Annotated in this window: 25 protein-coding genes; 13 read left to right on the top strand and 12 right to left on the bottom strand. The window is 72.0% G+C overall.

The annotated features are described in order from the left end of the window. Positions 1-188 precede the first annotated feature (188 nt). The gene (locus tag ACWEGE_RS36800; protein WP_449665101.1) at positions 189-578 is read right to left on the bottom strand and encodes a hypothetical protein; all 390 of its coding nucleotides are present in this window, start codon (positions 576-578) and stop codon (positions 189-191) included. Here ACWEGE_RS36800 and ACWEGE_RS36795 point away from each other — a divergent pair. The 5 genes from ACWEGE_RS36795 (at position 568) to ACWEGE_RS36775 (ending at position 5,872) form a co-directional block, all read left to right on the top strand. Next, entirely contained in the window at positions 568-813 is a 246-nt protein-coding gene (locus ACWEGE_RS36795; RefSeq protein ID WP_449665100.1) for a hypothetical protein, read from the top strand. The two genes, ACWEGE_RS36800 and ACWEGE_RS36795, sit on opposite strands and share 11 nt — an antisense overlap. Before the next feature lie 77 nt (positions 814-890). Beyond that, positions 891-1,667, top strand: a complete 777-nt coding sequence (locus ACWEGE_RS36790) for an ArsR/SmtB family transcription factor (protein WP_449665099.1) — start codon at positions 891-893, stop codon at positions 1,665-1,667. A gap of 211 nt (positions 1,668-1,878) precedes the next feature. Next, the gene (locus tag ACWEGE_RS36785; RefSeq protein ID WP_449665119.1) at positions 1,879-3,036 is read left to right on the top strand and encodes an EfeM/EfeO family lipoprotein; all 1,158 of its coding nucleotides are present in this window, start codon (positions 1,879-1,881) and stop codon (positions 3,034-3,036) included. Next, complete coding sequence (locus ACWEGE_RS36780; RefSeq protein ID WP_449665098.1) at positions 3,033-4,229, top strand: Dyp-type peroxidase; 1,197 nt, start codon at positions 3,033-3,035, stop codon at positions 4,227-4,229. The genes ACWEGE_RS36785 and ACWEGE_RS36780 overlap by 4 nt, the downstream gene beginning before the upstream one ends. 23 nt (positions 4,230-4,252) lie before the next feature. Next, entirely contained in the window at positions 4,253-5,872 is a 1,620-nt protein-coding gene (locus tag ACWEGE_RS36775) for a phospholipase C (RefSeq protein WP_449665097.1), read from the top strand. A 38-nt stretch (positions 5,873-5,910) separates the two neighbouring features. Here ACWEGE_RS36775 and ACWEGE_RS36770 read toward each other — a convergent pair whose 3' ends face one another. The 5 genes from ACWEGE_RS36770 to ACWEGE_RS36750 are packed head-to-tail and all read right to left on the bottom strand — an operon-like array spanning position 5,911 to position 9,954. Continuing rightward, positions 5,911-6,315: an ATP-binding protein gene (locus ACWEGE_RS36770; RefSeq protein WP_449665096.1), complete on the bottom strand. Its 405-nt coding sequence runs from the start codon at positions 6,313-6,315 to the stop codon at positions 5,911-5,913. After that, positions 6,312-6,668 carry an STAS domain-containing protein gene (locus ACWEGE_RS36765; RefSeq protein WP_449665095.1) on the bottom strand — a complete coding sequence of 119 codons (357 nt, stop codon included), beginning with the start codon at positions 6,666-6,668 and terminating at the stop codon, positions 6,312-6,314. Before ACWEGE_RS36765 ends, ACWEGE_RS36770 begins: the two co-directional genes overlap by 4 nt. 34 nt (positions 6,669-6,702) lie before the next feature. After that, positions 6,703-7,143: a response regulator gene (locus ACWEGE_RS36760; RefSeq protein WP_449665094.1), complete on the bottom strand. Its 441-nt coding sequence runs from the start codon at positions 7,141-7,143 to the stop codon at positions 6,703-6,705. Then, complete coding sequence (locus ACWEGE_RS36755) at positions 7,140-8,747, bottom strand: sensor histidine kinase (RefSeq protein ID WP_449665093.1); 1,608 nt, start codon at positions 8,745-8,747, stop codon at positions 7,140-7,142. Before ACWEGE_RS36755 ends, ACWEGE_RS36760 begins: the two co-directional genes overlap by 4 nt. Then, on the bottom strand, positions 8,737-9,954 hold the full coding sequence (locus ACWEGE_RS36750; protein WP_449665092.1) for a PP2C family protein-serine/threonine phosphatase: 1,218 nt from the start codon (positions 9,952-9,954) through the stop codon (positions 8,737-8,739). The genes ACWEGE_RS36755 and ACWEGE_RS36750 overlap by 11 nt, the downstream gene beginning before the upstream one ends. Before the next feature lie 197 nt (positions 9,955-10,151). On the opposite strand from ACWEGE_RS36750, the gene ACWEGE_RS36745 reads away from it, so the two are divergent. Then, positions 10,152-10,508 (top strand): hypothetical protein, encoded by a 357-nt coding sequence (locus ACWEGE_RS36745; protein ID WP_449665091.1) that lies wholly within the window; start codon positions 10,152-10,154, stop codon positions 10,506-10,508. A 4-nt stretch (positions 10,509-10,512) separates the two neighbouring features. Here the strand turns inward: ACWEGE_RS36745 and ACWEGE_RS36740 are convergent, their stop codons facing one another. The 3 genes from ACWEGE_RS36740 to ACWEGE_RS36730 form a co-directional block, all read right to left on the bottom strand. Further along, the gene (locus tag ACWEGE_RS36740; protein WP_449665090.1) at positions 10,513-11,850 is read right to left on the bottom strand and encodes a DUF2252 family protein; all 1,338 of its coding nucleotides are present in this window, start codon (positions 11,848-11,850) and stop codon (positions 10,513-10,515) included. A 34-nt stretch (positions 11,851-11,884) separates the two neighbouring features. Next, positions 11,885-12,931, bottom strand: coding sequence for a DUF6801 domain-containing protein (locus ACWEGE_RS36735; RefSeq protein ID WP_449665089.1), 1,047 nt, complete (start codon positions 12,929-12,931; stop codon positions 11,885-11,887). Positions 12,932-13,017: 86 nt separating this feature from the next. Continuing rightward, complete coding sequence (locus tag ACWEGE_RS36730; RefSeq protein WP_449665088.1) at positions 13,018-14,247, bottom strand: DUF6801 domain-containing protein; 1,230 nt, start codon at positions 14,245-14,247, stop codon at positions 13,018-13,020. A gap of 318 nt (positions 14,248-14,565) precedes the next feature. On the opposite strand from ACWEGE_RS36730, the gene ACWEGE_RS36725 reads away from it, so the two are divergent. Together ACWEGE_RS36725 and ACWEGE_RS36720 are read left to right on the top strand one after the other, a co-directional pair. Then, positions 14,566-15,129, top strand: a complete 564-nt coding sequence (locus tag ACWEGE_RS36725) for a hypothetical protein (RefSeq protein ID WP_449665087.1) — start codon at positions 14,566-14,568, stop codon at positions 15,127-15,129. After that, a complete protein-coding gene (locus ACWEGE_RS36720) occupies positions 15,126-16,304 on the top strand; it encodes a lipase family protein (RefSeq protein WP_449665086.1) in 1,179 nt (392 codons plus the stop codon). Before ACWEGE_RS36725 ends, ACWEGE_RS36720 begins: the two co-directional genes overlap by 4 nt. Here the strand turns inward: ACWEGE_RS36720 and ACWEGE_RS36715 are convergent, their stop codons facing one another. Next, positions 16,305-16,925 (bottom strand): hypothetical protein, encoded by a 621-nt coding sequence (locus ACWEGE_RS36715; protein ID WP_449665085.1) that lies wholly within the window; start codon positions 16,923-16,925, stop codon positions 16,305-16,307. It abuts the gene before it with no gap. A 39-nt stretch (positions 16,926-16,964) separates the two neighbouring features. Here ACWEGE_RS36715 and ACWEGE_RS36710 point away from each other — a divergent pair, with 39 nt between their 5' ends. Next, positions 16,965-17,495: a GtrA family protein gene (locus ACWEGE_RS36710; protein WP_449665084.1), complete on the top strand. Its 531-nt coding sequence runs from the start codon at positions 16,965-16,967 to the stop codon at positions 17,493-17,495. Here the strand turns inward: ACWEGE_RS36710 and ACWEGE_RS36705 are convergent. Continuing rightward, the gene (locus ACWEGE_RS36705; RefSeq protein ID WP_449665083.1) at positions 17,385-18,095 is read right to left on the bottom strand and encodes a GNAT family N-acetyltransferase; all 711 of its coding nucleotides are present in this window, start codon (positions 18,093-18,095) and stop codon (positions 17,385-17,387) included. The two genes, ACWEGE_RS36710 and ACWEGE_RS36705, sit on opposite strands and share 111 nt — an antisense overlap. Positions 18,096-18,379: 284 nt before the next feature. Next, positions 18,380-19,576 (bottom strand): helix-turn-helix domain-containing protein, encoded by a 1,197-nt coding sequence (locus tag ACWEGE_RS36700; protein WP_449665082.1) that lies wholly within the window; start codon positions 19,574-19,576, stop codon positions 18,380-18,382. Positions 19,577-19,756: 180 nt separating this feature from the next. On the opposite strand from ACWEGE_RS36700, the gene ACWEGE_RS36695 reads away from it, so the two are divergent. From ACWEGE_RS36695 to ACWEGE_RS36680, 4 genes are all read left to right on the top strand, one after another. After that, positions 19,757-20,956, top strand: coding sequence for a PucR family transcriptional regulator (locus ACWEGE_RS36695; RefSeq protein WP_449665081.1), 1,200 nt, complete (start codon positions 19,757-19,759; stop codon positions 20,954-20,956). Between the two features lie 875 nt (positions 20,957-21,831). Continuing rightward, complete coding sequence (locus ACWEGE_RS36690) at positions 21,832-22,743, top strand: alpha/beta fold hydrolase (protein WP_449665080.1); 912 nt, start codon at positions 21,832-21,834, stop codon at positions 22,741-22,743. A 216-nt stretch (positions 22,744-22,959) separates the two neighbouring features. After that, positions 22,960-24,315 carry a helix-turn-helix domain-containing protein gene (locus ACWEGE_RS36685; RefSeq protein ID WP_449665079.1) on the top strand — a complete coding sequence of 452 codons (1,356 nt, stop codon included), beginning with the start codon at positions 22,960-22,962 and terminating at the stop codon, positions 24,313-24,315. Between the two features lie 26 nt (positions 24,316-24,341). Then, positions 24,342-25,538 (top strand): PucR family transcriptional regulator, encoded by a 1,197-nt coding sequence (locus ACWEGE_RS36680; protein WP_449665078.1) that lies wholly within the window; start codon positions 24,342-24,344, stop codon positions 25,536-25,538. Positions 25,539-25,567 lie beyond the last annotated feature (29 nt).

Raw genomic sequence — 25,567 nt, 5'->3', positions numbered from 1 at the left:
CCACCGTCGGTTGGTTTGAAACCGTCGAGCGGACCGGCAGGAAGCCCGTTCACCATTTCCTGGAACGGTTTCCCGACCTGCCGGATCATCAATTTCTCCTGGGCGGGCACGGCGCTCGGCTCGAAAGTGGCCCCGGCCTCCAGCGGGCAGTTCGCCACCGCCGTGCCCGACTCGGCGAAGCCGGGTTCCTACACCGTCACGGCGACCTGCACGAGCCAGCCCGAGTCCGCCAGCGGCACCTTCGTGGTCACCGGGACCACCACCACGCCCACCACCACACCCCCGCCGCCGGTGACGACCACGCCGCCCCCGCCGGTGACCACGCGGCCGACCCGGCCGGGCACCACCACGACCCCGGCCACCCCGAAGACCACCACGCCCACCACGCCCACCACGCCCACGAGCACGCCACCGCCGTCCACGACGACCACCCCGCCGGACACGCCCGGCAGCCCGACGACGTCGGCCACCGCGCCGAAGCCCGGCGAACTGGTGCTCGACCGGCCGAGCGTCAAGCCCGGCGAGGCGCTCTCGGCGTCCGGCAAGGGCTGCCAGCCGAGCCGGATGGTGACCCTCACATCGGACGGCACCGAGGTCGGCACCGCCTACACCGACGGCTCCGGCGCCTTCACCGCGCCGGTCGAGTTCACCCGCATCGAGGCCGGGCGGCACACCGTGATCGCCGAGTGCGGCGTGCGGCTGACCGGCGCCGTCGAGCAGGTCGTGACCCGTTCCTCCGGCGGGCAGACCGGCACGCTGGTCGTCCTGGTGTTCTTCGTCCTCGCGAGCATCACGGTGCTCCGCTTCCGGTGATCCCCGGTTGACATGCAACCTTCCGGCTGCCTATCGTCAAAGGCAGCCGAGAGGCTGCATATCGACGGGAAGGCGCGATGGACGAGGTCTTCAAGGCGCTGGCCGACCCCAGCCGCCGTCAGCTGCTGGACGTGCTCAACGAGCGCAACGGCCAGACCCTGCGCGAGCTGTGCGCGGGGCTGGACATGGCCCGCCAGTCGGTGAGCAAGCACCTGGCCGTGCTCGAGGCGGCCGGGCTGATCACCACCACCTGGCGCGGCCGGGAGAAGCTGCACCACCTCGACGCGGGCCCGATCAACGCGATCGCCGAGCGCTGGATGACCCGCTACGACCGGCGGCGGGCCGGCGCGCTGGCCGATCTCAAACGAGCACTGGAGGCCGCACCGATGAACGATTTCGCGTACACCACCTACATCAACACGACACCGGAGAAACTCTGGCAAGCGCTTACCGAACCGACCTTCACGAGCCAGTACTGGGGTGTTTCCTTCGAAACCGACTGGAAACCGGGTTCGCCGATGACGTGGGCCGAGCGCGGCGCGAAAACCGGCGACCCCGGGCAGGTCGTGCTGGAATCGGAACCCCCCCGACGGCTGTCGTACACCTGGCACACTTTCACCGCCGATTGGGCGAACGCGAACGGCGTCGACGCGGAAACGCTGGAAAAACTGCAGCGGGAAAGCCGGAGCAAAGTCACCTTCACCATCGAGCCGCACGGGGAAATGGTGAAGCTGACCGTGCTCCACGACGGTTTCGACCCCGGCAGCACGACACTGGAGATGTGCAGCCAGGGCTGGCCCGCGCTGCTGTCCAGCCTGAAGACACTGCTCGAGACCGGTGCGCCCCTGCCGTGACCTGGCCAAACCGGTCGAACGCCCCGAACAAGACAGATCCGGCGCACCAGATACGTCTGGATTCTCCCTCTTTTGTGTTCGGCAGGCTGAAGTCCGGGTGAACTTCCCTCTTTCGATCGGATCCGATGCGGTTTTCCGGGCGTTAGGCTCGCATAATCCGTGACCGGTGATGGTCCGATCGAGTGACGGGAGAGTGTGCGTGCCGGGGTCAGTGCGAACCCGCTGGATCGTGGGGGCCGTGGTCGTGGCCGCCGCGGCGGGCGCCGTCGTGGCGTTCTGGCCGGACAGCGCGGCCGCCGTCGACCCCGAGATCGAGGTCTCGCGCTCGGCGTGCGGCACCGGCTGGACGGATCCGAAGCCGGGCCCGCAGACCTTCCGCCTGCACAACACCGGTTCGGTGACGGCCGAGGTCGACCTGATCGACCCGGCGACCGGCGTGATCTACGGCGAGGTCGAGGGCCTCGGCGCGGCGACGACCCGGCCGTTGCAGGTGAACCTGGGCAACGGCAGTTACGCGTTCCGCTGCCTGCCCGAGGACGCGGGTGCGATCGTCGGGCCCGCCGTGCGGATCACCGGCGGCGCCGAGCGGACCGGGCCGGGCGTCACGCCGGTGACGCGCGACGACCTGCTCGGGCCGCTCAAGGCCTACCAGCAGCACGTCCGGACGGGCCTCGGCGAGCTGGTCGCGAACACGGGCGCGCTGAAGAACACCGTCCACGGTGGCGACCGGGCGGCGAGCCAGGCGGCGTGGCTGACGGCCCACCTGACCTACGAGCGGCTGGGCGCGGCCTACGACGCGTTCGGCGACTCCGACGGCGTGCTCAACGGCACGGCCGACGGCCTGCCGAACGGCCCGGCCGACCCGGGTTTCACCGGCTTCCACCGCCTGGAGCAGGGCCTTTGGCACGGCGAGGACCTCGGCGGGCTCGCCGTCGTCGCCGACCGGCTCGACACCGACGCCCGCGCCCTGCAGACGTCCTTCGCCGACAGCCAGGTCGACGGGAACGACCTCGGGCTGCGCGCGCACGAGATCATGGAGAACACGCTGCAGTTCGAACTGACCGGCCGCACCGACTACGGCAGCGGCACGAACCTCGCCACGGCCCGCGCGAACCTCGACGGCACCCGCGCGGTCCTGGACGTGCTGCGGCCGCTGCTGACCCCGCGCTACCCGGAGCTGTCCAAGGTGGATAGCCGGCTGAACCGCACGCAGTCCGCTTTGGACGCGGCGCACCGCCCGGACGGTTCGTGGCTCCGCCCGGCCGAGCTGAGCCACGACCAGCGGCAGAAGCTCAACGCGGACGTCAGCGAGCTGACCGAACTGCTGGCCCCGATCGCGGCGATCGCCGAGCCGAGGAGGACCTCGTGACCGGTCTGCCCCGCCGCTCCTTCCTGCGCCGGGCCGCGATGGGCGCCGGCCTCACCGTGGCCGCCGGGGCCGGGCTCGGGGCTTCCTCCGCGACCGTCACCGACGGCACCTCGCCCGTGCCCTTCCACGGTCCCCACCAGGCCGCCATCCTCCGCAAGCCGCCGGCCCAGACCGTCGTCGCCTCCTTCGACGTCGTCGCCGAGTCCAAGGCCGAGCTCGCCGACCTCTTCCGCGCGGTCACCGAGCGGGCCCGGTTCCTCACCGCCGGCGGGGCGCCCGCCGCGCTCGGGATCACCGCGCCGCCCGCCGACTCCGGCGTGCTCGGGCCGGTCGTGCCGGGCAGCGACCTCGGCGTCGTCCTCGGCGTCGGCGCGAGCCTCTTCGACGACCGGTACGGGCTCGCCGAGCTCAAGCCCGCCAAGCTGAAGCCGATGGCGACGTTCCCGAACGACGCCCTCGACCCGGCCCAGTGCCACGGCGACCTCAGCCTCATCCTGTCCGCGAACGACACCGACACCGTCCTGCACGCGCTGCGGGACATCGCCCGCGCCACCCGCGGCGGCATGCAGCTGCGCTGGAAGCTCAACGGCTTCACCTCCCCGCCGCGCCCGGAGGGCACGCCCCGCAACCTGATGGGCTTCAAGGACGGCACCGCCAACCCCACCGGCTCCGAAGTGGACAGTCTGGTGTGGACGGACGGGGAGCCCGCCTGGACCGCGGGCGGCAGCTACCAGGTGATCCGGCTGATCCGGATGCTCGTGGAGTTCTGGGACCGGGTTTCGCTGGCCGAACAGGAGAACATGTTCGGCCGCCGCCGCGACACCGGCGCCCCGCTCGACGGCACGCAGGAGACCGACGTCCCCCGGTACGCCGACGACCCCGTCGGCACCGTCATCCCGCTGACCAGCCACATCCGGAAGGCGAACCCGCGCACGCCGGAGACCGACCCGAGCCGGATCCTGCGCCGCGCGGTGAACTACGACCGCGGCGTCGACAGCAACGGCAACCTCGACATGGGCCTGCTGTTCGTCTGCTACCAGCAGGACCTGGAGCGCCAGTTCGAGGCCGTCCAGACGCGGCTGGCCGACGAACCGCTGACCGACTACATCTCCCCGTTCGGCGGCGGCTACTTCTTCGCGCTGCCGGGCGTCACCGGACCGGACGACCACTTCGGGCGTTCCCTGCTCACCTAACCCCACCACGAAAGGAATCCACTGTGGACAAAAGGATCCGACGGCGACGGCGCGGCCTGCTCGGCGCCGGGGCCCTCGCCTCGGTGGCCACGCTGGCCGTCGTCACCGGCTCCGCGGCGACCACCGCGGACGCCCAGCCGCTGAACCTGTTCCCCGCCCACTGGATCCCGACGTCGACGCCGATCAAGCACGTCGTCGTCATCTTCGGCGAGAACATCTCGTTCGACCACTACTTCGGCACCTACCCGGACGCGGCCAACACCGACGGCACCCCGTTCACCGCCGCGCACGGCACCCCGAAGGTCAACGGCCTCGACCACAAGCTGCTGACCGACAACCCGAACGCGTACAACCCGAAGCGGCTCACGCACGAGCAGGCGATGACCTGCGACCAGAACCACAACTACGGCGCCGAGCAGGCCGCCTTCAACGGCGGCAAGATGGACAAGTTCGTCGAGAAGACCGAGACCGACAAGTGCACCGGCCAGCCGATCCTGTTCGGCGAGCCCGGCCTGGTCATGGACTACTACGACGGCAACACCGTCACCGGCATGTGGAACTACGCCCAGCACTACGCGCTGAACGACAACTCGTTCAACACGGTGTTCGGCCCGTCCAGCCCCGGCGCGATCGACCTGATCTCGGGCAACACCCACGGCGTCCAGGCGGTCGACCCGGTGACGCACGAGCCGGTCAGCGACGCCTACGCCGTGCAGTCACCGGATGCCAACGGCATCGGCACGATGATCAACGACCCGGACCCGGCGTGGGACGACTGCTCGGGCAAGAACCACACGAGCAAGGACAACCTGGCCACCATGCACGGCCGCAACATCGGTGACCTGCTCAACCAGCGCCACGTCACCTGGGGCTGGTTCCAGGGCGGTTTCCGCCCGACCGGCACGGCCAACGGCTACGCGGTCTGCGGCCAGACCCACCAGAACGTCGGCGGCAACGCGGTCGTCGACTACAGCCCGCACCACGAGCCGTTCCAGTACTACCCGTCGACGGCGAACCCGAAGCACCTCCCGCCGTCCTCGGTGCAGGCGATCGGCCAGACCGACCGCGCGAACCACCAGTACGACATCGCGGACTTCAACGACTCGCTGCAGGCCGGCTCGATGCCCGCGGTGAGCTTCCTGAAGGCGCCGGAGTACCAGGACGGCCACGCCGGCTACTCGGACCCGCTGGACGAGCAGCAGTTCGTGGTCAGCGAGATCAACCGGATCCAGCAGTCCCCGGACTGGAAGTCGACGGCGATCGTGCTGGCCTACGACGACTCGGACGGCTGGTACGACCACCAGAAGTCCCCGATCCTCAACGGCTCGCACGACGCTTCGCAGGACCAGTCCATCTGCACGGCCAAGGCGACGACGGTGGGCACGTACGCCGACCGCTGCGGCTACGGCCCGCGCCTGCCGCTGCTGGTGGTTTCGCCGTTCAGCAAGGTCAACCACGTCGACCACACGCTGACCGACCAGACGTCGGTGCTGAAGTTCATCGAGGACAACTGGTTCACCGGCCGGATCGGCGACTCTTCGTTCGACACCCGGGCCGGCTCGCTCAACGGGATGTTCAGCTTCTGGTGGCCGCAGGCCAAGAAGGTCACCCTCGACCCGAAGACCGGAGCCGTGGTCAAGTAACGGCCGCTGGAGGCCACCACCGGGCGCGGTGGTGGCCTTCAGCGCGCGTCGAGGTCCCAGGTGAGCGTCACGACCGTGCCGGAGTCCCCGGCCGTGATGTCCGCGCGGTCGGCGCTCGCCCTCAGCAGCAGCAAACCGCGGCCGCGCAGGGAAACCGGGCGGGTGTCCGGCACCGGGGTCCGCCACTGGCCGTGGTCGGTGATCACCACCTCGAGCCGGCCGGCGTGCACCGCCGCTTCGACGTCGACCACGCCCGGCTCCGCGTCGTCGTAGGCGTGGTCGGCCACGTTCGCCAGCGCCTCGTAGCTGGCCAGCACGATGTCGCCGGCCAGGCTCTCGTCGACGCCCGCGGCCAGCACCCACGCCATCAGGTCGTGCCGCAGGCCGCGGAGGGCACCGGGCGCCGCCGGGACGCCGTGGCAGCGGAACGGTGCCGGCTTCATGCGAGTGCTTCGTCGACGGTCGGGTGGACGCCGATCCACGTGTCGAGCCCGGTCGTCTTCAGCGGGCCCGACGTCACCGGGGAATCGCTCACCACGCGCAACGCGCGCTCGGCGACCCGGCGGTGGGCCGCCGCGAGCACCTGCAGCCCCGCCGAGCAGAAGAACGTCACCTCGCGCAGGTCGACCACCAGCTTCTCCGGCCCGCGGGCCAGCACCACGTCGACGACTTCCCCGAACTCCGGCGCGCTGACCAGGTCGATCTCCCCCGCCACGGCCAGCACCGCGGCCCGGCCCCGCCAGTCGAGCGTCACCGCCAGTTCGGTGGCGGGCAGATCGGGCGTCGAAGGGGTCACGGCCTCCCATCGTGCCCGACTCCCCGCCAAACGGCTACCGGTGCGGGAGCTTCACCACCGTGACCCAGAAGTCGTCGATCTTCCGGACCACTTCGACGAACTTCTCGAAGTCGACCGGCTTGGTGACGTAGGCGTTGGCGTGCAGCTCGTAGCTGTGCAGGATGTCCTCCTCCGCCTCGGACGTGGTCAGCACGACCACCGGGATCGTGCGCAGCCCCGGGTCCTGCTTGATCTCGCCGAGCAGTTCCCGGCCGTCCTTGCGGGGCAGGTTGAGGTCGAGCAGGATCAGCCCCGGCCGCGGCGCCGCCCCGAACGGCCCTTCGCGCTTCAGGAACCGCAGCGCTTCGACGCCGTCCTCCGCGACGTGCAGCGGGTTGCGGATCTTGTGGTGCGCGAACGCTTCCCGGGTCATCAGCACGTCACCGGGGTCGTCTTCGACGAGCAGGATGTCGATCGGGGTCGGCGCCTGCGTCATGCGGTCCCCTCCTCCTCGCGGGTCACGTCCTGGAGAGCCACTTCCTGGAGAGCCGGAGCCTCGCGGGCCGGCAGGGTGAAGCGGAACGTGGTGTCCGCGGCCTCGGTGTCGAGCCAGATCCGGCCGCCGTGGTACTCGACGATCCGGCGGCACAGGGCCAGGCCGATCCCGGTGCCCGGGTACGCGGAGCGCGTGTGCAGCCGCTGGAACAGCGCGAACACCCGCTCGGCGTACTCCGCGTCGATGCCGATCCCGTTGTCCACCACGGAGAACACCCACTCGTCGCCGTCGCGCTCGGCGGTGACCCTGACCTCCGGCGGCGCTTCGCCCTTGAACTTCAGCGCGTTGCCGATGAGGTTCTGGAACACCGCCGTCATCAGCGCCGGCTCGACGCGCACCTCGGGCAGGTCGCCGCGGGAGACCTTGCCGCCGCTCAGCGAGAGGGCGACCTCCAGGTTCGCGATCGCCTCGTCCACCAGCGCGCCGGCGTCGGCCACGACGTGCTCGCCCGGCTTCCGGCCGACCCGGGAGAAGGCCAGCAGGTCGTTGATCAGGACCTGCATCCGCTTCGCGCCGTCGACGGCGTACTCGATGTACTGCTCGCCGCGCTCGTCGAGCAGGCCCTGGTACCGCCGCTGGAGCAGCTGGCAGAAGCTGGCCACCTTCCGCAGCGGCTCCTGCAGGTCGTGCGAAGCGACGTAGGCGAACTGCTCCAGGTCGGCGTTGGACCGCTCCAGCTCCCGCGTGCGCCGGTCGAGCATGGCGTTGGACCGCTCGGCCTCCCGCGTGCGCCGGTCCAGCAAGGCGTGCGCCTGCTCCAGCTCGGCGACCTCGTCGAGGATGCGCTGCCGCATCGCCTCGACGTCGGCGCCGAGCTGGGCGATCTCGCGTGGCCCGGTCCCGTGCACGGGACTGTGGATGTCGGCGTCGGCGACCCGGCGGACCGCGCCGGCCAGCCGCAGGATCGGCCGGGTGACGACCTGCCGGAGGCCGAGGAACAGCATCGCGAACAACACCAGGACGAGCACGGCGACGACCACGAACATCGCGTTCAGGAAGCTCGCTGCCGCGTCCAGCTCGGCGCGGCCGGTGTCGCGGATCGCGGCCAGGTGGTCGAGCTGCGCGTCGAGCGCCTGGCGCACGTCGATGAACAGCGTCCGGCCGCGCTCGACCTGGTCCACGGTGACCGGCGGCGCGTCGGCGGCGATGGTGGGCGCGGCCGCGTCCTGCCAGGCGGTGGCCGCCCGCACCACGGCGTCGAGGTCGTCGCCGATCTGCGTGCCCGGCGTCGCGCCGAGCTGCCGCAGCTGCGAGACCGCGTCGGCCTGCGCCCGCATCCCGTCGGTGTAGGGCACCAGGAACGCCGGCTGACGGCCGAGCTGGTAGCCGCGGACCCCGCTCTCCTGGTTCAGCAGCGCGGTGGACAGCTGGATGGCGGCCAGTCGCTGCGGCCCGATCACGTCGAGCAGGCGGGTGCGCGCCTCGGTGAGGCTGTGCAGCGCGAAGCCGGCCGCGATCAGCGCGGCGACCAGCAGCACGGTTTCGACGGCGGCCAGCAGCGCCAGGCGGCGGCGGATGGGCCAGCCGCGTGCGTCAACGCTCATCGGCCTCGGCTTCCGGTTCGTGGGCTTCCGGGTCGTGGCTGAGCAGGGCGAGCGCGACGTCGTCGTCGAGCGGGCCGGAGTTGAGCCGTTCGGCGCGGGCGATCAGCTCGTCGAGCAGGGCGTGGCCGCGCATCCCGGTGCCACGCTGGATGTCGAGCACCAGTGCGGCCATCCGTTCGTGGCCCAGCCGTTCGGACCCGGCGCCGACGCGGCCCTCGAACACGCCGTCGGTGTACAGCAGCAGCGACCACCCCGGCTCCAGCGGCACGTCCAGCGCGTCCCACTTGGCCCCCTCGACGACGCCGAGCGGGACGCCGAGGCGCTCGCCGGAGAGCAGGTGCCCGTCGCCGGGGGTGAGCAGCAGCGGCGGCAGGTGCCCGGCCAGCGACAGCCTCAGCGATCTTCGGTCCGGCGCGACGACGACCATGCAGACGGTGGCGAACAGCGGCTCGATCCGCTCGTGCACCAGCACCCGCTCGACCATGCTCAGCACGTCGGGCATCGGCAGGCCGGCCATCACCAGCGAGCGCCACGCGATCCGCAGCGCGACACCGAGCGCGGCCTCGTCCGGGCCGTGGCCGCAGACGTCGCCGATCATCATGTGGACCGTGCCGTCGTCGAGCTCGATCGCGTCGTAGAAGTCGCCGCCGAGCAGGGAACCGTTGCGGCCGGGCCGGTAGCGGGCGGCCAGGTCGAGGTGGCGGTCGCGCAGCAGCGGGCTGGGCAGCAGGCCGCGTTCGAGGCGCGCGTTCTCCCGCGCGAGCAGCTGCTGCTGGAGGAACTGCTGCTCGACCTGCTCGGCGCGCTTGCGCTCGCGGGCGAAGCGCAGGGCCTTCACCAGCAGCGGGCCGTCGACCTGGTCCTTGACGAGGTAGTCCTGCGCGCCCGCGGCGACCGCGGCGACCCCGGTGGCCTGGTCGTGCTGCCCGGTCAGGACGACCACCGCGACACCCGGCGCGTGCTGCCCGAGCTTGGTCAGCCCGGACAGGCCCATGGCGTCGGGCAGCTGCAGGTCGAGCACGACGCAGTCGGCGGTGAGCGGGCCGCTGAGCGCGGCGGAGAGCGTCTCGACGCGTTCGAGCACGTACGGCACGGTGGTGTCCGCCAGCATCTCCTCGACCAGCAGCGCGTCGCCGTCGTCGTCTTCGATCAGGAGTACCCGCAGGCGCGTGCGGGGATCCCACGATGAGTCGAGCGCGGCGGTCACCGGCGTCTCCCGTTCGGCTGCTCTTGAGCCAGCACATCCAGACGATCAACCCTAGCGGCACCGGCCGCGGCCGCCTACGGCCGCGAAACCGGTCCCACCGGGGTAGCGTTTTATAGCACCCCGGTGTGACACCGGGTCGATAACGGTTCGGCCGCCGACCGGGGCCGAACCGGGCATATCGCGCATACGCTGCGCGGATGGCCCAGTCCGCGGCACTCGCCTGGTGGGGTGCGACGGCGTGCTGGTTCATCGGGACGCTCGCCGGCCGCCTGACCGGCCGCCACACCGAAATCACCGGAGCCGTCCCGCTGCCGGTGGCCGTGTTCGTGTTCGCCGTCTGCGCCGGGCTCTTCGCGCTGCTCGTCCACGCGGCCCACCGCGGTCTGAAAGGCGCCCGCCCGGCGCTGGCGGTCATCGGCGGGCTCGGCGTGGTGGACCTGGTGGCGCAGCTCGCCGGGGACGTCCTGGCGCGCGACTTCCTGCACGGCGGGTTGTTCCTGGCCGCGTTGGTCCTTTCGGGAGCCGGGTTCACCCGGATGTTCCGGCCCCGCTGAGGTACTAGAACAGCGGCCGGCCGCTGTTCTTCGCGGCGACGTACGCCTGCCAGTCGCGGGTGACCTGGTCGGCGTAGCCCGTCGCGAAGGCCCGCGTCTCGGCCTGCAGGCCGGCGACCGACGTGATCGCGCCGTCGATCGCCGCGTCCGCCGAGTAGGTGAGGCCGGTGCCGGGGATGTCCTGGTCGGCGCGGGCGTGCGCGGCGGCCAGCAGGCGGCCGACGTCCCGGACGGTGTCGTCCCAGATCGCCGACGTCGTCAGGTCGCCGATCTTCAGGTCCTCGGCGAACGGGGACTTCTCCTTCACCAGCACCGGCGTGCTCCCGACGCTCGCCCAGCCGGCGAGCGGGTCCGACTCGTTCGCCAGCCAGCGCAGGGCCAGTGCCGGACGCTGCCCGCCGGTCGGCGCCGTGGCGTTCGGCGCCAGCTGCTTCGGCGCCGGGTCGACCTCCTGCTTGAGCTCGAGGATCCGGTCGTCCGACGCCGAGGTCGTGTCGCCCTCGACGAGCACGTACCAGCGGAAGCGGCCGAGGCTGCCGGTGCCCGCGCCGGTCCGCCGCCGGACGTCCTTCACGACCGCTTCGGAGGCCTTGAGCGGCTTGCCCGCGGTGGTCCGGTACGCCGCGACCGCGTCGACGAGCTGGGTGCGCGTCGCCGCGGACACCGTCTGCAGCTGCGGATCGCTCTTGAAGTGGCCGCCGGTGGTCCACTTCGCGAGCAGGTCGGCCCGCTTGTCGTCCGCGGCCTCGTCGATCAGGTCCCCGACCAGGTCGGAGGTGTTGCCCGAGGTCAGCCGCCAGCTCGCTTCGTCGCCGGTCCCGTGGAACTTCGCGATCCACTGCGCGTACTCGGCGACGAAGGTGTCGACGTCGGTGGCGATCTGGCCGGCGCTGCGGCCGCCGGCCCGGCCCGCGAGCACGATCGAGACGGCTTCGCGGCGCAGCTCCCACGTCCACGACCCGCGCCAGGCGTCGTCGGTGTCGGTGATGGCGAACTGCTCTTCGCCGTCGGCGCCGCGGTCGGCGCCGGTGTTCTCCAGGTGCGCGTCGCCGGTGAGCCAGACGTCGCCGCCCGCGGCCGCGTACTGCGAGGGCGGCAGTTCGCCCAGGTCGCGGTAATAGAGCGGCGAAGTCCCGCGGAAGAACGTCCACGCGCTCGACGCCAGCGCCTGCGTCCGCAGGGTCAGCTCGTCGTCGGTCGCGCCGGCGTTGAGGACGTGCAGCGCGTGGTCCCGGTCGTAGATCACCGCCACCGGGTCCCGGCCCAGTCCGGCCGCCTCCCCGGGTGCGGCGGTGGCGAGCAGCGTGACAACGACCAGGGTCCCCACAGTGGTTCGGCGCATTCCTCCACCTATACCGGCCGGAGGTGAGCGGCGGTCAGCGCGCAGTCAACGTGACGGCGAACGTGTTGCTGTCATTTTGGACCAGCGAGCTGAGGTACGTGGTGAACGTGCCGCAGCCGGTCAGCGGCGGGATGGCGTACTGCCCGCTCACCGGCCCGCCCGACGCGAGCGCGAACCCGGCACCCGTCTTCAGGTCGACCGGGATCGAAGCGCTCGCCCGGCACCCGGCGTCCGCCACCGGCAGTCCGAACAACGTCACCCGGGGCAACGCCAGCGCCAGCTTCGCGTGCGCGACGAAGCCGTCACCGGTGATCTCGCCGGTCTGCGGGCCGTCCGGGCTGAACTGCAGGTCGGCGGTCCCGGGCACGAACCCGAACACCTTGAACTCCGCCCGTGTCGCGTCGAACGCCGGGCTGAACGCCGGGACCGCGAAGGACCCGGTGAGCGGCGCGGTCGCCCCGAGCGCCTTCAGCGTCGTCGAGCCGGTGACGCGGTATTCGTGCGAAGACCCCAGGTCGAAGCTCAGCAGCACCGGGTCCTGGCCGGGGTCGAGCGTGCAGTCCGAGGTGAACGAGCCCAGCCCGGTGAACGAGCCGTCGGCCTTCTTCGGCGTGAGCCGCGCGCTGAAGCCGCCGATCGTCAGCGCCGTCCTGCCCGCGTTCGGCAGCTGCACCGGCGGCACCGAGCCGGACGCGTTGGTGGTTAACGGCCCCGACGACGGCACCGGTGTCTTCGCCACGGTCAGCGGCAACGTCAAGGGCAGCGTCAGCGGGCCGTTGGTCAGCGTCACCCCTGCGGACGCCGTCCCTTCGATGCTCGCCGCGCCGACCAGGGCCAGACCGCGGGTGGACTTGTCCGGCACGGTCACCGCCACCGCGAGGTCCGTCGTCGTGAAGGTGCCGCCGGGCGCGGCAGGCACCTCGAACGCCGCCTTGACCTCGACAGCCAGCTTCTGCAGCCCGATCAACGGGAACGGGCAGGTGAAGCTCAGGTCCTTGTCGATCGGCGTCGACGCCGCCGCGGGCGTGGCGACGGCGAGGGCGAGCACGCAGGCGGCGAGCAACGACCGGGCGATCCGCACGGGCGCTCCCTTTCTCGAAGGTTCCGGGTGTGGCACCGGCCCCCGCAGCGGCGCAGTCGGCGCGCAGCGGGGGCCGGCAGATCAGGTCACTTCTTGGCGAGCGTCAGGTTCAGCGAGTTGCCGTCGCTCTTGGCGAAGGCGCTGATGATGTCGTTGAACGAACCGCAGTTCTGCAGCGCGGACAGCGAGTAGGTGCCCGACAGCTTGCCGCCCTTGAGCAGGTCGAAGTCGGGTCCGGTGGTCATCTCGCTGGTCGAGGGGCTGACCGTGCCGCACTTCGGGTCGGTGCTGATCGGGATGCCGAACAGGTTGACCGTGGTGAGGAACGTGTCGAACTTGATGTGCGCCTTGAAGCCGGTGCCCACCAGCTCACCGGTCTGCGGGCCGTTCTGCACGACCTTGACGTCCGAGCTGCCCTGGAGGAAGCCGAACAGCTTGAAGTCGGTGTGCGTCGGGTTCAGCAGCAGGTTGCCGGTGAACGTCTTGGCCGACAGGTTGACGTCGGCGTCGAACGAGCCGGTGATCGGCGCGGTGCTGCCGAGCGACTTCAGCGCGGTCTGCCCGGTGATGCCGAAGGAGTACTTGATGCCCCCGCCCGGCGGTGTGGTGGTGGGCGGGGTCGTCACCGGCGGCGTGGTCGTCGGCGGCGTGGTGACCGGCGGGGTCGTGGTGGGCGGGGTGGTCGTCCCGCCACCGCCGTTGATGGTGATCGTGGCGAGGGTGTTGTTCTGGCCGCTGTCCTGCGTGCAGGGCGCGTCGATCGTGCCGTCCGGCGTGATGCCGGTGACCGAGCCGTCGGCCTTGCGCGGGGTGACCTTGAGGTTCAGGTCGCCCACGGTGATCTTCGCCTGGCCGGCCTGGGTGAACGTCAGCGACGGCGTCTTGCCCGCCGCGTTGATGTTCATCTCACCGGACGCCGGGATGTTCGTCTTGTCCAGCGTGATCGGCACGCTGACCGGCAGGTTGAGGCTCGGCGCGGCGACGGTCGCGCTCGCGGTGGCGGTGCCTTCCAGGGTGGTGGCCCCGATCAGGCTCAGGCCGCTGACGGTGTCCGCGTTGATGGTGGACACGGCCTTGATGTCGAACGCCCCGGTCGGCTGCCCGGTGTTCACCGTGGTCGGCAGGTCGGTGTTGATCACCACCTTCAGCGACTGGGACCCCACCAGCGGGAAGGTGCAGTGGTAGTTCAGCGTCAGCGAAATCGGGTCGGCGGCGCTGGCCTGTGCCCCGGCGACGAGCGCGGTGGCGACGAGCGTGGCCGCACCCGCGGCCGCGGCGGCCGCGACCGTCATCTTCTTGCCTCTTGGGTGACTCACGATGGTCCTTCCGTGTATCAACGGTGATACGAAACGGCGGCGCGTTTCCAGTAATCGCGACCGGACCGTAAGCTAACGAGCACCAATAGCGCCGATCAAGGGCTTTCGGTAAAAAGGTCACGCGGACACCGCAAATTGTCACACCGGCACGCCAGACCGGCGGGTTTCCTAGCAGGCCGGGGAAGGTTTCCCCAGCACAGCGCGGCCTCCGAACCGCTGACACGCGTGACAAATCCGACTGCCGGAATGTTGACGCACGTGCCAACCCGCCATTCTCTTCTTGCCCGCGCGCTGGCGCGCCGCGTAGCTTCGAAACCCATGAAAAGAATGCACAGCGCGGTGCTCGTGATGTCGGCGGCCGCGCTTCTGTCGTGCGCCGCGTGCGCTTCGGACGCCCCGCCCGACCCGGGCCGGCACGCCGACCCCGCGGCGCTCGCCTGGGTCGACAAGGTGTGCACCGGCGTGGCTGCGGGCTCGGCGAAGCTCTCGCAGCCGCCCGCCGTCGACGACGCCGACCCGGTGAAGACCAGGGCCGCGATGGTGGACTTCCTGGGCCGCCTCGGTTCCGCGCTCGAGGACATGGCGGGCGGCCTGCGCACGGCCGGGGTCCCGCCCGTCCCGGGTGGACAGTCCGTTGTGGACAAAGCGACTGGCAACCTGACCGAGACGCAGAGCAAGCTGGCCGAGACGAAGACCCGGATGGAGCAGGCAACGGTGACCGACCAGGCCGGCCTGCGCCAGGTCGTTTCCGACGCCGACGCGACGATGGGCAAGCTGGCCGATCCGGAGGGCCCGATCAAGGACCTCAAGGCCAACCCGGAGCTCGCACTGGCCTTCAGCGAGTCCGCGACCTGCAAGCGCGTCTACGGGACCGGCGCGTGACCGCCCGCCGCGTGCTCGCCACGCTGGTGGCGCTGGTCCTGGCCACGGCCTTCGCGCCCGCGGCCGCCGCCGCGCCCGCCCCGCCCGACGACGCGTTCTACGTGCCGCCGTCGCCCCTGCCCGCGGGCAAGCCGGGTGACGTCATCCGCTGGCGGCCGTCGCACGCCGGCCCGCGCGCGGCGTCGGTCGACGCGTGGCAGGTCATGTACCTGTCGACGAACGCGCTGGGGCAGCCCGACGCCGTCACCGGCACGGTGCTGGTGCCGAAGACCGCCGACCGCGCGACGGCCCCGATCGTCGCGTTCGCGCCGGGCACGCACGGCCCGGCCTTCGCGTGCACGCCATCGGCGATGATCGGCATCGGCGCCTTCTACGAGCAGCCCGGCCTCGACGACCTGCTGGACGCGGGGTACGCCGTCGCCGTCCCGGACTACGAGGGGTACCAGCCGGCGCCGACGACGACCTACGTCGTGGGCCGGTCCGAAGGCCCCGCGGTGATCGACGCGGTCCGCGCGGCCCAGCGGCTCGGCGCGGCCGGGCTGTCGGCGTCGGCGAAGGTCGTGTTCCGCGGGTATTCCCAGGGTGGCGGGGCCGCGGCGTGGGCGGGCGAGCTGCAGCCGTCGTACGCGCCGGAGCTGAACCTCGTCGGCGTGGCGGCCGGCGGCGTGCCCGCCGACCTGGTCCAGGTGACGCTGCAGCTCGACGGCAAGTTCGGCTTCGGCGTGTTCGCCTACGCGCTGCTCGGCCTCGACCAGGCGTACCCGGAGCTGCAGCTGGACTCGTTCCTCAGCGACAACGGGCGCGCGAAGCTGGCGGAGATGAAGCGCAGCGCGTGCACGTTCGAGCTGCTCACGACGTACGCGAACCAGAAGATCGCGGACTACACGACCGGCCCGGGCTACATCAAGCCCGCGTGGGTGGCGCGGCTGACCGAGAACAAGCTCGGCGGGACGCCACCGCGGGTACCGGTGTTCCTCTACCACGCGACCGGCGACCAGCTGGTGCAGTTCGCGCAGGCCGACAGCCTGCACAAGACCTACTGCGCGGCCGGCGTCCAGGAGACGTGGAAGACCTACGACACCGACCACATCACGCTGGTCTACACCGGCAACGCCGACGTCCTGGCCTTCGTGAAGGACCGGATCGCCGGCAAACCGGCGACGGCGAGCTGCTGATCAGCGGTTCCGGCCGGGGTGCGGGTGCTGCTGCCACGAGCTGATCATCGAGCTGACGTACTGGCGCCACTGCTCCTCCGGCGACACCGAGCTCGGCGTCGGCGTCGGCTCGGCCTGGGCGGGCCTGCGTCCCGCGCCGGCCGGTGCGCTGGTGGTCTCGACCGTGGTGTGCCGGACCTCGGCGGTGAGCGGCGGCGCGGAGGCGGAGGCGCTCATGGTCTCCACGGCTTCGCTGGAGGTCGCCGGCGGCACGACCGGGGCGGGCACGCCGGGCGGCGGCACGGCCGTCCCGCCCACCTGGTGCGGCTGGAGCAGCACGACGGCGGCCAGCCCGAGCCCGACGGCCGCGCCCGCGGCGAGGAGGAACGGCTTCACCCGGCGGGACCCGTCGGCGGGCGGGGCCTCCTGGGGACGTGCGTCTTCGGCTTCGCCGTCCGGCTCCGCCGCCAGCTCGGCGTCGAGGATGGCCAGCGGATCGTGGGCGGGTTCGGGTTCGGCGGCCGCTGCCTCTTCGGCGAGTTTCGCGTCGAGCTCGCCGCGGATCATCAGCGGCTTCGTCTGCGAAAGGTTCACCAGCTCGGCGACCGAGGGAAGTTCGCCCTCACCGCCCGTGCGTGCCATCGAAAACCTCCACCCGTTCCGGCGTCACCTGGAGGAACCATGCCTGAGCCGCGAGAGCTGCTCCGCTTCGCCGTCGTCGGCCTGGCCGCGTACGGGGTCACCCTACTGGGCGACTACAGCCTGAAGCTCACCGTGTTCCGTGAGAAGCCGGTGACGGCCCTCGCGATCGCCACGGTCGCCGCCACGGCGTTCGCCTACCTGCTGTCCCGCCGCTGGTCGTTCGCGGGGCGGGGCGGCCTAGGGCGGGTGCGCGAGGCGACGCTGTTCTTCGCCGTCAACGCGGGTGCGGTGGCGGCGAACCTGGTGCCGGCGCTGGTCTCGCGGTACGTGCTGCATCTGTCGGTGCCGCACGTGGGCTACCTGACGCAGGAAATCGCGGACTTCGTCGCCGGGATGGTGCTGGGCATGCTGGCGGGCACGGCGTTCCGCTGGTTCGGGTACCGGCGGTGGGTGTTCCCGTCAGCGCCACCAGTTGGCGTCGCCGAGGGCGGCGAAGCCGAGCTTCTCGTAGAGCGGCCGCCCGGACCGCGAGGCGGTCAGCGTGACGGGCAGGTCGTCGAAGTGCCGTAGCACCGCGTGCATCAGCGCGCGCCCGACGCCCTTCGAGCGGTGCTCGGGCAGCGTGGTCACCCAGTAGACGCCGCCGACGCCGCTGTGGGCCATGGTGAGGCAGGCGCCCTGGGTGCCCTTGCGGAAGAACGCGGTGGCCTGGTGGAGGAGCGCTGCCGGGAAGACGCTGCCGGCGAGGAGGGGCTGGTACTCCTCGAGCGGAAAGCCGTGCACCACGAGGTCTTCGGCGCTTTCGAGCCCGGCGCGGGTGCAGATCCGCTGGACGCCGTCCGGCGCGGGAACCGGGCCGGGCTCGCGCGCCATCACCGGCAGCTGCCCGGCGGCCATCCCGAGCGCGCTCAGGTCGACCACCCGGAACGGATCCTCGACGACGACGGTCCGCCCCTCGGCCCGGCGGGCCCGGGCGAGTTCGGCCAGTTCCCGAACGGCGTCACCACCGGGAGCGGCGGTCCGCAGCATGATCCGGAACCGGCGGCCGTCGATCACGGTGAAGGCGGGGTGGTCTTCGACGTGGTCCCCACGGGCGCGGGCCAGCGTGCTCCACATGGCGACGGCGTTGTCGGAGGCCTGCCGCAGCCGCTCGGTGAGCGATCCGGTCATACCGGGCAGCCTAGAGCGCAACCGGCCCGCCGCCACGAGCCAATCCACCAACCAGCCCATTCCCCGTGTCACCCCCACCCACACGACCCGACCCTCCAGACACGCGTGTCGTCCGCCCAGGCACGCGTGTCGTCCATCCAGGCACGCGTGTCGTCCATCCAGACACGCGAGTCGACCATCCAGACACGCGTGTCGTCCATCCAGACACGCGAGTCGACCATCCAGACACGCGTGTCGTCCATTCAGGCACGCGAGTCGACCGGCCGGCTGCGTGGGCCGCCCCCTCAGCCGCGGTCCGGCAGCGCTCGTTCCGCCAGCAGGGCCAGCTCCAGCCGCAGCCGCTCGGCCGGGTCGTCGAGCTTCTCGCCGAACAGCTCGCCCAGCTTCTTCAACCGGGCCCGGATCGTCTGCGGGTGCAGGTCGAGCAGCCGTCCCAGCTCCGGCGCGCTCCCCCTGGTCCGGACCAGCGCCAGCAGCGTCTCCGCCAGCTGCTCCCGCCGCCGCCCGGACAGCCCCGCCAGCGGCGCCAGCGTCGTCGTGGCCAGCTGGCCGACCAGGAACTCGTCCGCGAGCAGGAGCAACGTCGTCACGTGGTCGCGGCACCAGATCACCGGCCCCGGCGCGTCCAGCAACCCCCGGGCGGCCAGGTCGACCGCGCGGCGGGCGACCCGGAACGACTCCGGCGCGTCGGCCGGCGGAACGAGCGGCCCGACCGCCGCCGTCCAGCCCGGGGGCAGGACCGTCAAGCCGATCAGGTCCACGTCCGGGGCCGGGGTCAGCGCCGCCGGCGGGTCGCCGGCCGGGTCGGCCGGGACGTGCTCCGGCAGCAGCCCGGGCGGCAGCTCCGGGGCGCCCGGCAGCGCACGGAAGGCCACCGCCGCCACGCGTTCGGGCACGGGCAGTCCCGACGCCGCGATCAGACCGTCCACTTCAGCCGGCGTCCGGCCGCCGAGGACCGCGCGCAGCAGGCGGCGGTGCCGTTCGCCGGTGCCGGACACCGCCGCCTCCGCGGCGCTGTACCCCTCCGCGACGGCCGCCATAGACGTCTCGACGTCGGCGAACATCCCCTCGGCGGCGCCGTACAGGACGTCGCCGGACAGGCCTGCCTCCCGCGCGATGTCGGCGATCCACCGCCAGGCGACCCGGCTCGACACGCGCACGGCCGCCTGCACGGCTTCGCGGCTGAGGCCACTGTGGAACGCTTCGCGCCCGTGGCCGCGGAACTCGGCCAGCCGGTCGGCCTGCCACAGCGCGGGCGTCCCGACGCGGTCGACGTCCCGCTCGATCCCGCGCCGCACCTGCTCGATCGCCTTCGTGCGGCCGGGGCCGTCGGTGAATCTCCCAGAATATTCCGGAATCTCGGCGGCGATCGCGTCGACGCAGGCCCGGGCCATCTCCGGGATCCGCGGGCGCACCGCGTCACCGAGCTCGTGCGGCAGCCGGGACCAGACGGAACTGTCCGAGGGAGCGGAACCACGCATGGGGAATTCAGTCCTCCACTGGGAATTGGCTCCGCGGAAATGCTGACACGGAGCGTAGAACGCACACCCGTCCGTGTCAAAAGGACGAGTCTGCGTCACCCTTTCCGGGAACCGGTCGTTGATTTTTCAGTGACACCCGTGTCGGATACGCTCGCCGGACACGCACTCGAAGGGGGATGGGTGGTCGAGTACCGCAGCTTTCGCTTGCTGGCTTCGCTGCCGCGTGCGCTCGGCGCGGGTCTGCGCCCGCACGTCGGGCACGCGGCGGCCTCGATGATCCAGGAGGTGCAGCGCACGGTGCCGGCCTACGGCCAGCCGCTCAAGGGCGTGTTCGGCAAGGTCCTGGTGAAGAGCGTCGAGTACGCGGTGCAGCACTGCGTCGACTCGATGGGCGAGCCCGCGCTGGCCCACGAGCACTGGATCGAGTTCTACCGCGGCCGCGGCCGGATCGAGTTCGCCGAGGGCCGCAACCTCGACGCGCTGCAGGACAGCGCCACGATCGGGGCCAGGGTGGCCTGGCGCGCGATGCACCCGGCGGTGGTCGCGGCGGGCGTCGACCCCGCCGTCATCTCGGTCGCCGCGGAGGCCATCTTCGCCTACGTCGACGAGCTGTGCGCCACCGCGATCGAGGGCTACCAGCAGGCGCAGGCCGAGGCCGAGGGCGCCGTCCCGGTCCGGCGGAGGCGGCTGCTGGAGCTGATCGCCGGCGCCCCGGAGGGTGCGGCGAGCAGCATCGCGGGCCTGGCGGGCGGGGCGGGCTGGCCCCTGCCGGAGACGGCGGCGATGGTGGCCCTCGAACGCGGCCCCGACGCGGCGGACTTCCCCGCCGACCTGCTCGGCGACGGCGTCCTGGCCGACCTCGACGGCCCCGAGCCGTACCTGCTGACCCGCGACCCGGACACCGACCTGGCCCCGCTGGCGGCCAAGCTCGACGGCTGGCGCGCGGCGGTCTCCCCGACGGTCCCCCTGGCCGACGCCCCGGCGGCGCTGCGCACGGCACGGCGGGCGTTGCTGCTGTCCGGCCCGGACGTGCCGGGCCCGCTCATCTGGTGCCGCGACCACCTGGCGACGCTCTGGCTGCTCGCGGAGGACTTCCTGGCGGCCGAGCTGGCCCGGCAGAGCCTGGACCCGTTCGCGTCGCTGAGCGAGAAGCAGCGGGACAGGCTGAGCGAGACGCTGCTGGCCTGGCTGGAGACGCGCGGGGGCGCGCCGGAGATCGCGCAGCGGCTGGGGGTGCACCCGCAGACGGTCCGCAATCGCTTGCGCCAGCTGGAGGAGCTGTTCGGGGACCGGTTGAAGGACGCCGACGACCGGCTGGGCATGCAGCTGGCGTTGCGGGCGCAGCGGCTGATGCGCGCGCACCGGCCGCCGGAGGGGTGAGCCTCGAGCGCCTTTGGTGCTCCACGTCTCCGCGACGGAGGCGCTTTGCGCCGCAGTGCTCGTTCAACGCAAGCAGGGTGACCTTCGGTGCGGGAGGCACACCCGAGGGGGCCTTCGGTGCGGCAGCCGCAACCAGGGTGACCTTCGGGTGCGGCAGCCGCAACCAGGGTGACCTTCGGTGCGGGAGGCACACCCAAGGCAGCCTTCGGTACGCCAGACGCAACCAAGGTGGCCTCGGTGCGGGAGGCACACCCGAGGCGGCCTTCGGTGCGGCAGCTACAACCAAGGCGGCCTTCGGTCCGCCGGACGCAACCAAGGCCGCCCTCGGTGCGCCAGACGCAACCAAGGCCGCCGTGGGGCGCCTGGGGACAACTCGGGCGCGTGGCGCGCGTTGTGGACAACCCGGGGCCCTGCCCGGCCGCGGGACCGGAATTGTCAGTGGCCGCGAGTAACGTTGAAACCGGGGGTCCCCCAAGCGGCGGGGGCCTTCAACGCGCCGGGAGAGCCGCAGCGGTGAGGCCCGTGCCCCGCCGTGCTCACCAGCCGGTCCAGCGTGCGCACCGGCAGTGGCAGCACCCGGCGCCACGGGCGGCGGCCCGGCCACCTCCGCGGCAGCCCCTGGTGAACGAAATGGAAACTCGCGCGGCAGGACATCAGCGCGTCCGGTGCGTCATTGCGACCATGCCTCCGAGGATTACCGGATACCGCAGGAATGTCGATACGCATTCCCGGTGACGCCGCGAAAACCCGCACGCGCCGCCGCCTTTTCGCAATCGGTTTTGTCACGCCGGTCCGTGATTCTCCACCGGTGGCGTTCACCACATCCACGGCGGCAGCCGGATGCCCTAATTTCCCCTTCGCGAGAAAGGGCGCCGATGACCGTCAAGACCCTCACCCTGCACGGCCGCCGCATCCGGCTGCACGAGCACCTGCCGCCCACGAGCGTCGGCGACGAAGCGGTCGTGCTGCTGCACGGGATCGCCGGCAGCGCCGAAACCTGGGCGCCGGTGCTGGCGCGCTGCGAAGGCCGTCGCGTGCTGGCGCTCGACCTGCCCGGCCACGGCGAATCCGAGGCTCCCCGTGCCGACTACGGCCTCGGCGCGATGGCGAGCACCGTGCGGGACGTCCTCGCGGTGTCCGGTGTGCGGCACGCGACCGTCGTCGGGCACTCGCTCGGCGGGGGCATCGCGCTGCAGTTCGCCTACCAGTTCCCGGAAATGTGCGACCGCCTCGTGCTGGTGGCCAGCGCCGGTCTCGGGCCGGAGGTGAGCCCGGTGCTGCGGGCGGCCGCGCTGCCGGGCGCGCCGGCCGCCTTGGCCCTCGCCGTCAACCGGGTGACGCTCGCGATCGCGCGCGCCGCGGCCCGGGTCGGCCGCCGGCTCGGTGGGTCGTTGAAAACTGAAACACGGGAACTGGTCAGGCATTTCGCCTCGCTGGCCGATCCCGCGCGGCGCCGGGCGTTCCTGTGCATCGCCCGCAGCCTCATCGACCTGCGCGGCCAGCGCGCGAGCGCCGTCGACAAGCTCTACCTGGCCGAAGCGGTACCGGTACTGCTGGTCTGGGGCGCGCGCGACCCGCTCATCCCGGTGGCGCACGGAGAGCGGACGGCCGCACTGCTGCCGGGCAGCCACTTGACCGTTCTGGAAAACGTGAAACACTTTCCGCACGTGGCGGCCCCGGACCGGTTCTACGCGCTGCTGAACGAGTTCCTCTCGAACACCGCGCCGGCGCGGCTGAACCTCGACGACATCGTCACGCGGCTGACAACCGACGATCTCGCCCGCTGAAAAGTTGTCACGCGCACACCACCCGAGCGCGCCGGAAGTGTCACGTCCTCTCGCGACCTTCCACCCGTTCGGGTGTAGTCCGGACGGGTTACCGCAAAGTCAGCGGACAACCCGTTGACAGTGCCGTTCGCCCGAAATTATGTTGCCTGAGCCACAAAAACCGGATCGGCGCCTCCGCCGACGAGGCCGATTTTGTTGCCAGCAAGGATAAAACACATGACCGACGTGGACACTGGAGTTCCCGTACCCGTCCTGCGGGCCGGACGGCCGAACCCGGGCGAGCGCACTCCCGGACCGGCCTACCGGCAGCAGTCCGTGTCGGCCGACCGGCCCCGGCCCGCCTACCCGCCCGCCCCGCGCACCCCGGTGGATCCCCGGCCCGGCCGGGCTTCCGGCGCGATCGGGCTGTGGGCGTCCCTGCCCCGCGAGCTGGCGATCCGCTTCAAGCCGCGGGTCGACCCGCTCGCCAGGGCCATCCTGCAGGAGGTCCAGCGGGCGGTGCCCGAGTACCGCCAGCCGCTGGAAGGCGCGTTCGGGCACATCATCACGCAGGGTGTCCGGCAGTCGATCATCCAGTGCCTCGACAGTGTCGGCACCCCCGGTGCCGTGCCGCTCGAGACGTGGACGACCGTGTTCCGCAACCTCGGCAAGATCGAGTTCAACGAGGGCCGCAGCCTCGACTGCCTGCAGACGGCGTACCGGGTCGGCGGGCGGGTCGCGTGGCGGCACATCAGCGAGTTCGGGCAGGCCACCGGCGTCTCCGCGGACACGCTGTGCACCAGCGCCGAGGCCATCTTCGCCTACGTCGACGAGATCTCCGCGCTCTCGATCGAGGGCTACACGGCAGCGCAGACACGCGCGGCCGGCACCCGCGCCCGCCGCCGCAGACGGCTGCTGGAGCTGCTGCTCGCCGACCCGCCGTCCGCGCCGCAGACCATCACCGCGCAGGCCGCCACGGCGCAGTGGCCGCTGCCCGCCGAAGTCACCGTCGTCGCCCTCGAACCCCGCGCCGACCAGCACAGTCTCGCGGCGCCGGACCTGCACTCCGACGTCCTCGTCGACCTCGAGGGCAGCGAGCCGTGCCTGGTCACCGGCGACCCGGAGAAGCACCTGGCCAACCTCGCCGGGCGGCTGCCGGGCTGGCGCGCGGTGATCGGACCGGCCGTGCGGCTCACCGACGCGCCGCGCTCGCTGCTCTGGGCCCGCCGCACGCTGAAGCTGCTCCAGCGCGGCGTGCTGCCGGACGCGCCGGTGACGCGCTGCACCGACCACCTGTCCACGCTGTGGCTGCTCGCCGACGAGTTCCTCGTCCGCGAGCTGTGCGCGCGCAGCCTGCAGCCGTTCAAGGACCTCACGCCGAAGCAGCGGGCACGGCTCGGCGAGACGTTACTGATCTGGCTGCAGTCCCGCGGCAGCGCCCCCGAAATCGCGAAGAAGCTGAAGGTGCACCCGCAGACCGTCCGGTACCGGATGCACCAGCTCATCGATTTGTTCGGCGACCGGCTCAACAACGCCGACGACCGGCTCGACATGGAGATCGCGCTGCGGGCGGAGGCACTTCTCGGTTCCTGAATCCCCTTCGACGACGAGGTGGGTCAATGACGGGATCGCCCGTCGAGACGGCCTTCGGGCCGATGCTGAGCGGCGACGGACGGCCGGGGCAGCTGTGGGCCATGCTCCCCCGCGAGCTGGCCGCGGTGTTCCGGCCGCGGCTGCTGGACGTCGCCGACGAGGTGCTGCGCGAGATCCAGCGGACCATCCCCGACTACGCACGGCCGCTCGACGGCGCGTTCGGGAAGGCGCTGCGGACCGGCGTCCAGGCGGCGATCCTGCAGTTCATCGACCGCATCGCGGCGTCCGGGCCGCTGCCGGAGGAGCGGCGCAAGGTGTTCGTCGGGCTCGGCGTGCACGAGCTCGCGCAGGGCCGCAACCTCGACGTCCTGCAGGCCGCGTACCGGGTGGGCGCGCGGGTGACCTGGCGGCGGATGGCCGAGGTGGGGACGCGGGCCGGCGTGCCGTCGGCGACGCTGTGCCTGCTGGCCGAGGCCATCTTCGCCTACATCGACGAGCTGTCCGCGCTGTCGATCGAAGGGCACGCGGCGGCCCAGGCGCGAGCGGCGGGCGCGCTCGAACGACGCCGGCGCCGGCTGCTGGACCTGCTGCTGGCGGACCCGCCGTCGCCGTCACGGACGGTGCAGGAAGCCGCGACGGCGGCGGAGTGGCCGTTGCCGCACCGGCTCGTCGCGGTGGCGCTCGACGGCCCGGCCGACGTCACGGGGCTGGACGCGCTGGAGGACCTCGAGGACGGCACCCCGCGGCTGCTGCTGCCCGCCCCGGCGGACCGGTGTGCGCTGACGACGGCCCTGGCCGGGCACCGGGCGGCGGTCGGGCCGCCGGTCCCGCCGCGCCAGGCCGCCCGGTCGCTGGCGACGGCCCAGGAGGCCCTGCGGCTGGTGACCGCGGAAGTCCTCCCGGACGAGCCGCTGACCTGGTGCGAAGACCACCTCGCGACGCTGTGGCTGCGCAAGGAGCCGTTCCTGGTGACGGAGGTGGCCCGCCGGCGGCTGGCCCCGCTGACGGCGTTGACCCCGAAGCAGTACAGCCGCCTGGCCCACACGCTGCTCGCGTGGCTGGAAACGTGCGGCAACGTCCGCGAGGTCGCCGACCGCCTCGCGATCCACCCCCAGACCGTCCGTGCCCGCGCCCAGGAGCTGGAGGCCCTCTTCGGCGACCACCTCCGCAACCCGGACGACCGCTTCGAGATGATCCTCGCCCTCCGCGCCACCCTCACCTAGCTCGTGTCGTCCGTCCGGGTACGCGTGTC

The sequence above is a fragment of the Amycolatopsis sp. NPDC004747 genome (assembly GCF_053601335.1).
The sequence above is the reverse complement of the archived record's forward strand: the minus strand, read 5'-3'. Positions and strand labels throughout refer to the sequence as shown.

Excerpts from the sequence above, each read along its gene's own strand:
- ACWEGE_RS36705 (WP_449665083.1), bottom strand. The coding sequence starts at position 18,095 with ATGACCGGATCGCTCACCGAGCGGCTGCGGCAGGCCTCCGACAACGCC.
- ACWEGE_RS36740 (WP_449665090.1), bottom strand. The coding sequence starts at position 11,850 with ATGCGCCGAACCACTGTGGGGACCCTGGTCGTTGTCACGCTGCTCGCC.
- ACWEGE_RS36700 (WP_449665082.1), bottom strand. The coding sequence starts at position 19,576 with ATGCGTGGTTCCGCTCCCTCGGACAGTTCCGTCTGGTCCCGGCTGCCG.
- ACWEGE_RS36685 (WP_449665079.1), top strand. The coding sequence starts at position 22,960 with ATGACCGACGTGGACACTGGAGTTCCCGTACCCGTCCTGCGGGCCGGA.
- ACWEGE_RS36725 (WP_449665087.1), top strand. The coding sequence starts at position 14,566 with ATGAAAAGAATGCACAGCGCGGTGCTCGTGATGTCGGCGGCCGCGCTT.
- ACWEGE_RS36755 (WP_449665093.1), bottom strand. The coding sequence starts at position 8,747 with ATGAGCGTTGACGCACGCGGCTGGCCCATCCGCCGCCGCCTGGCGCTG.
- ACWEGE_RS36690 (WP_449665080.1), top strand. The coding sequence starts at position 21,832 with ATGACCGTCAAGACCCTCACCCTGCACGGCCGCCGCATCCGGCTGCAC.
- ACWEGE_RS36790 (WP_449665099.1), top strand. The coding sequence starts at position 891 with ATGGACGAGGTCTTCAAGGCGCTGGCCGACCCCAGCCGCCGTCAGCTG.
- ACWEGE_RS36760 (WP_449665094.1), bottom strand. The coding sequence starts at position 7,143 with ATGACGCAGGCGCCGACCCCGATCGACATCCTGCTCGTCGAAGACGAC.
- ACWEGE_RS36710 (WP_449665084.1), top strand. The coding sequence starts at position 16,965 with ATGCCTGAGCCGCGAGAGCTGCTCCGCTTCGCCGTCGTCGGCCTGGCC.
- ACWEGE_RS36715 (WP_449665085.1), bottom strand. The coding sequence starts at position 16,925 with ATGGCACGCACGGGCGGTGAGGGCGAACTTCCCTCGGTCGCCGAGCTG.
- ACWEGE_RS36770 (WP_449665096.1), bottom strand. The coding sequence starts at position 6,315 with ATGAAGCCGGCACCGTTCCGCTGCCACGGCGTCCCGGCGGCGCCCGGT.
- ACWEGE_RS36680 (WP_449665078.1), top strand. The coding sequence starts at position 24,342 with ATGACGGGATCGCCCGTCGAGACGGCCTTCGGGCCGATGCTGAGCGGC.
- ACWEGE_RS36745 (WP_449665091.1), top strand. The coding sequence starts at position 10,152 with ATGGCCCAGTCCGCGGCACTCGCCTGGTGGGGTGCGACGGCGTGCTGG.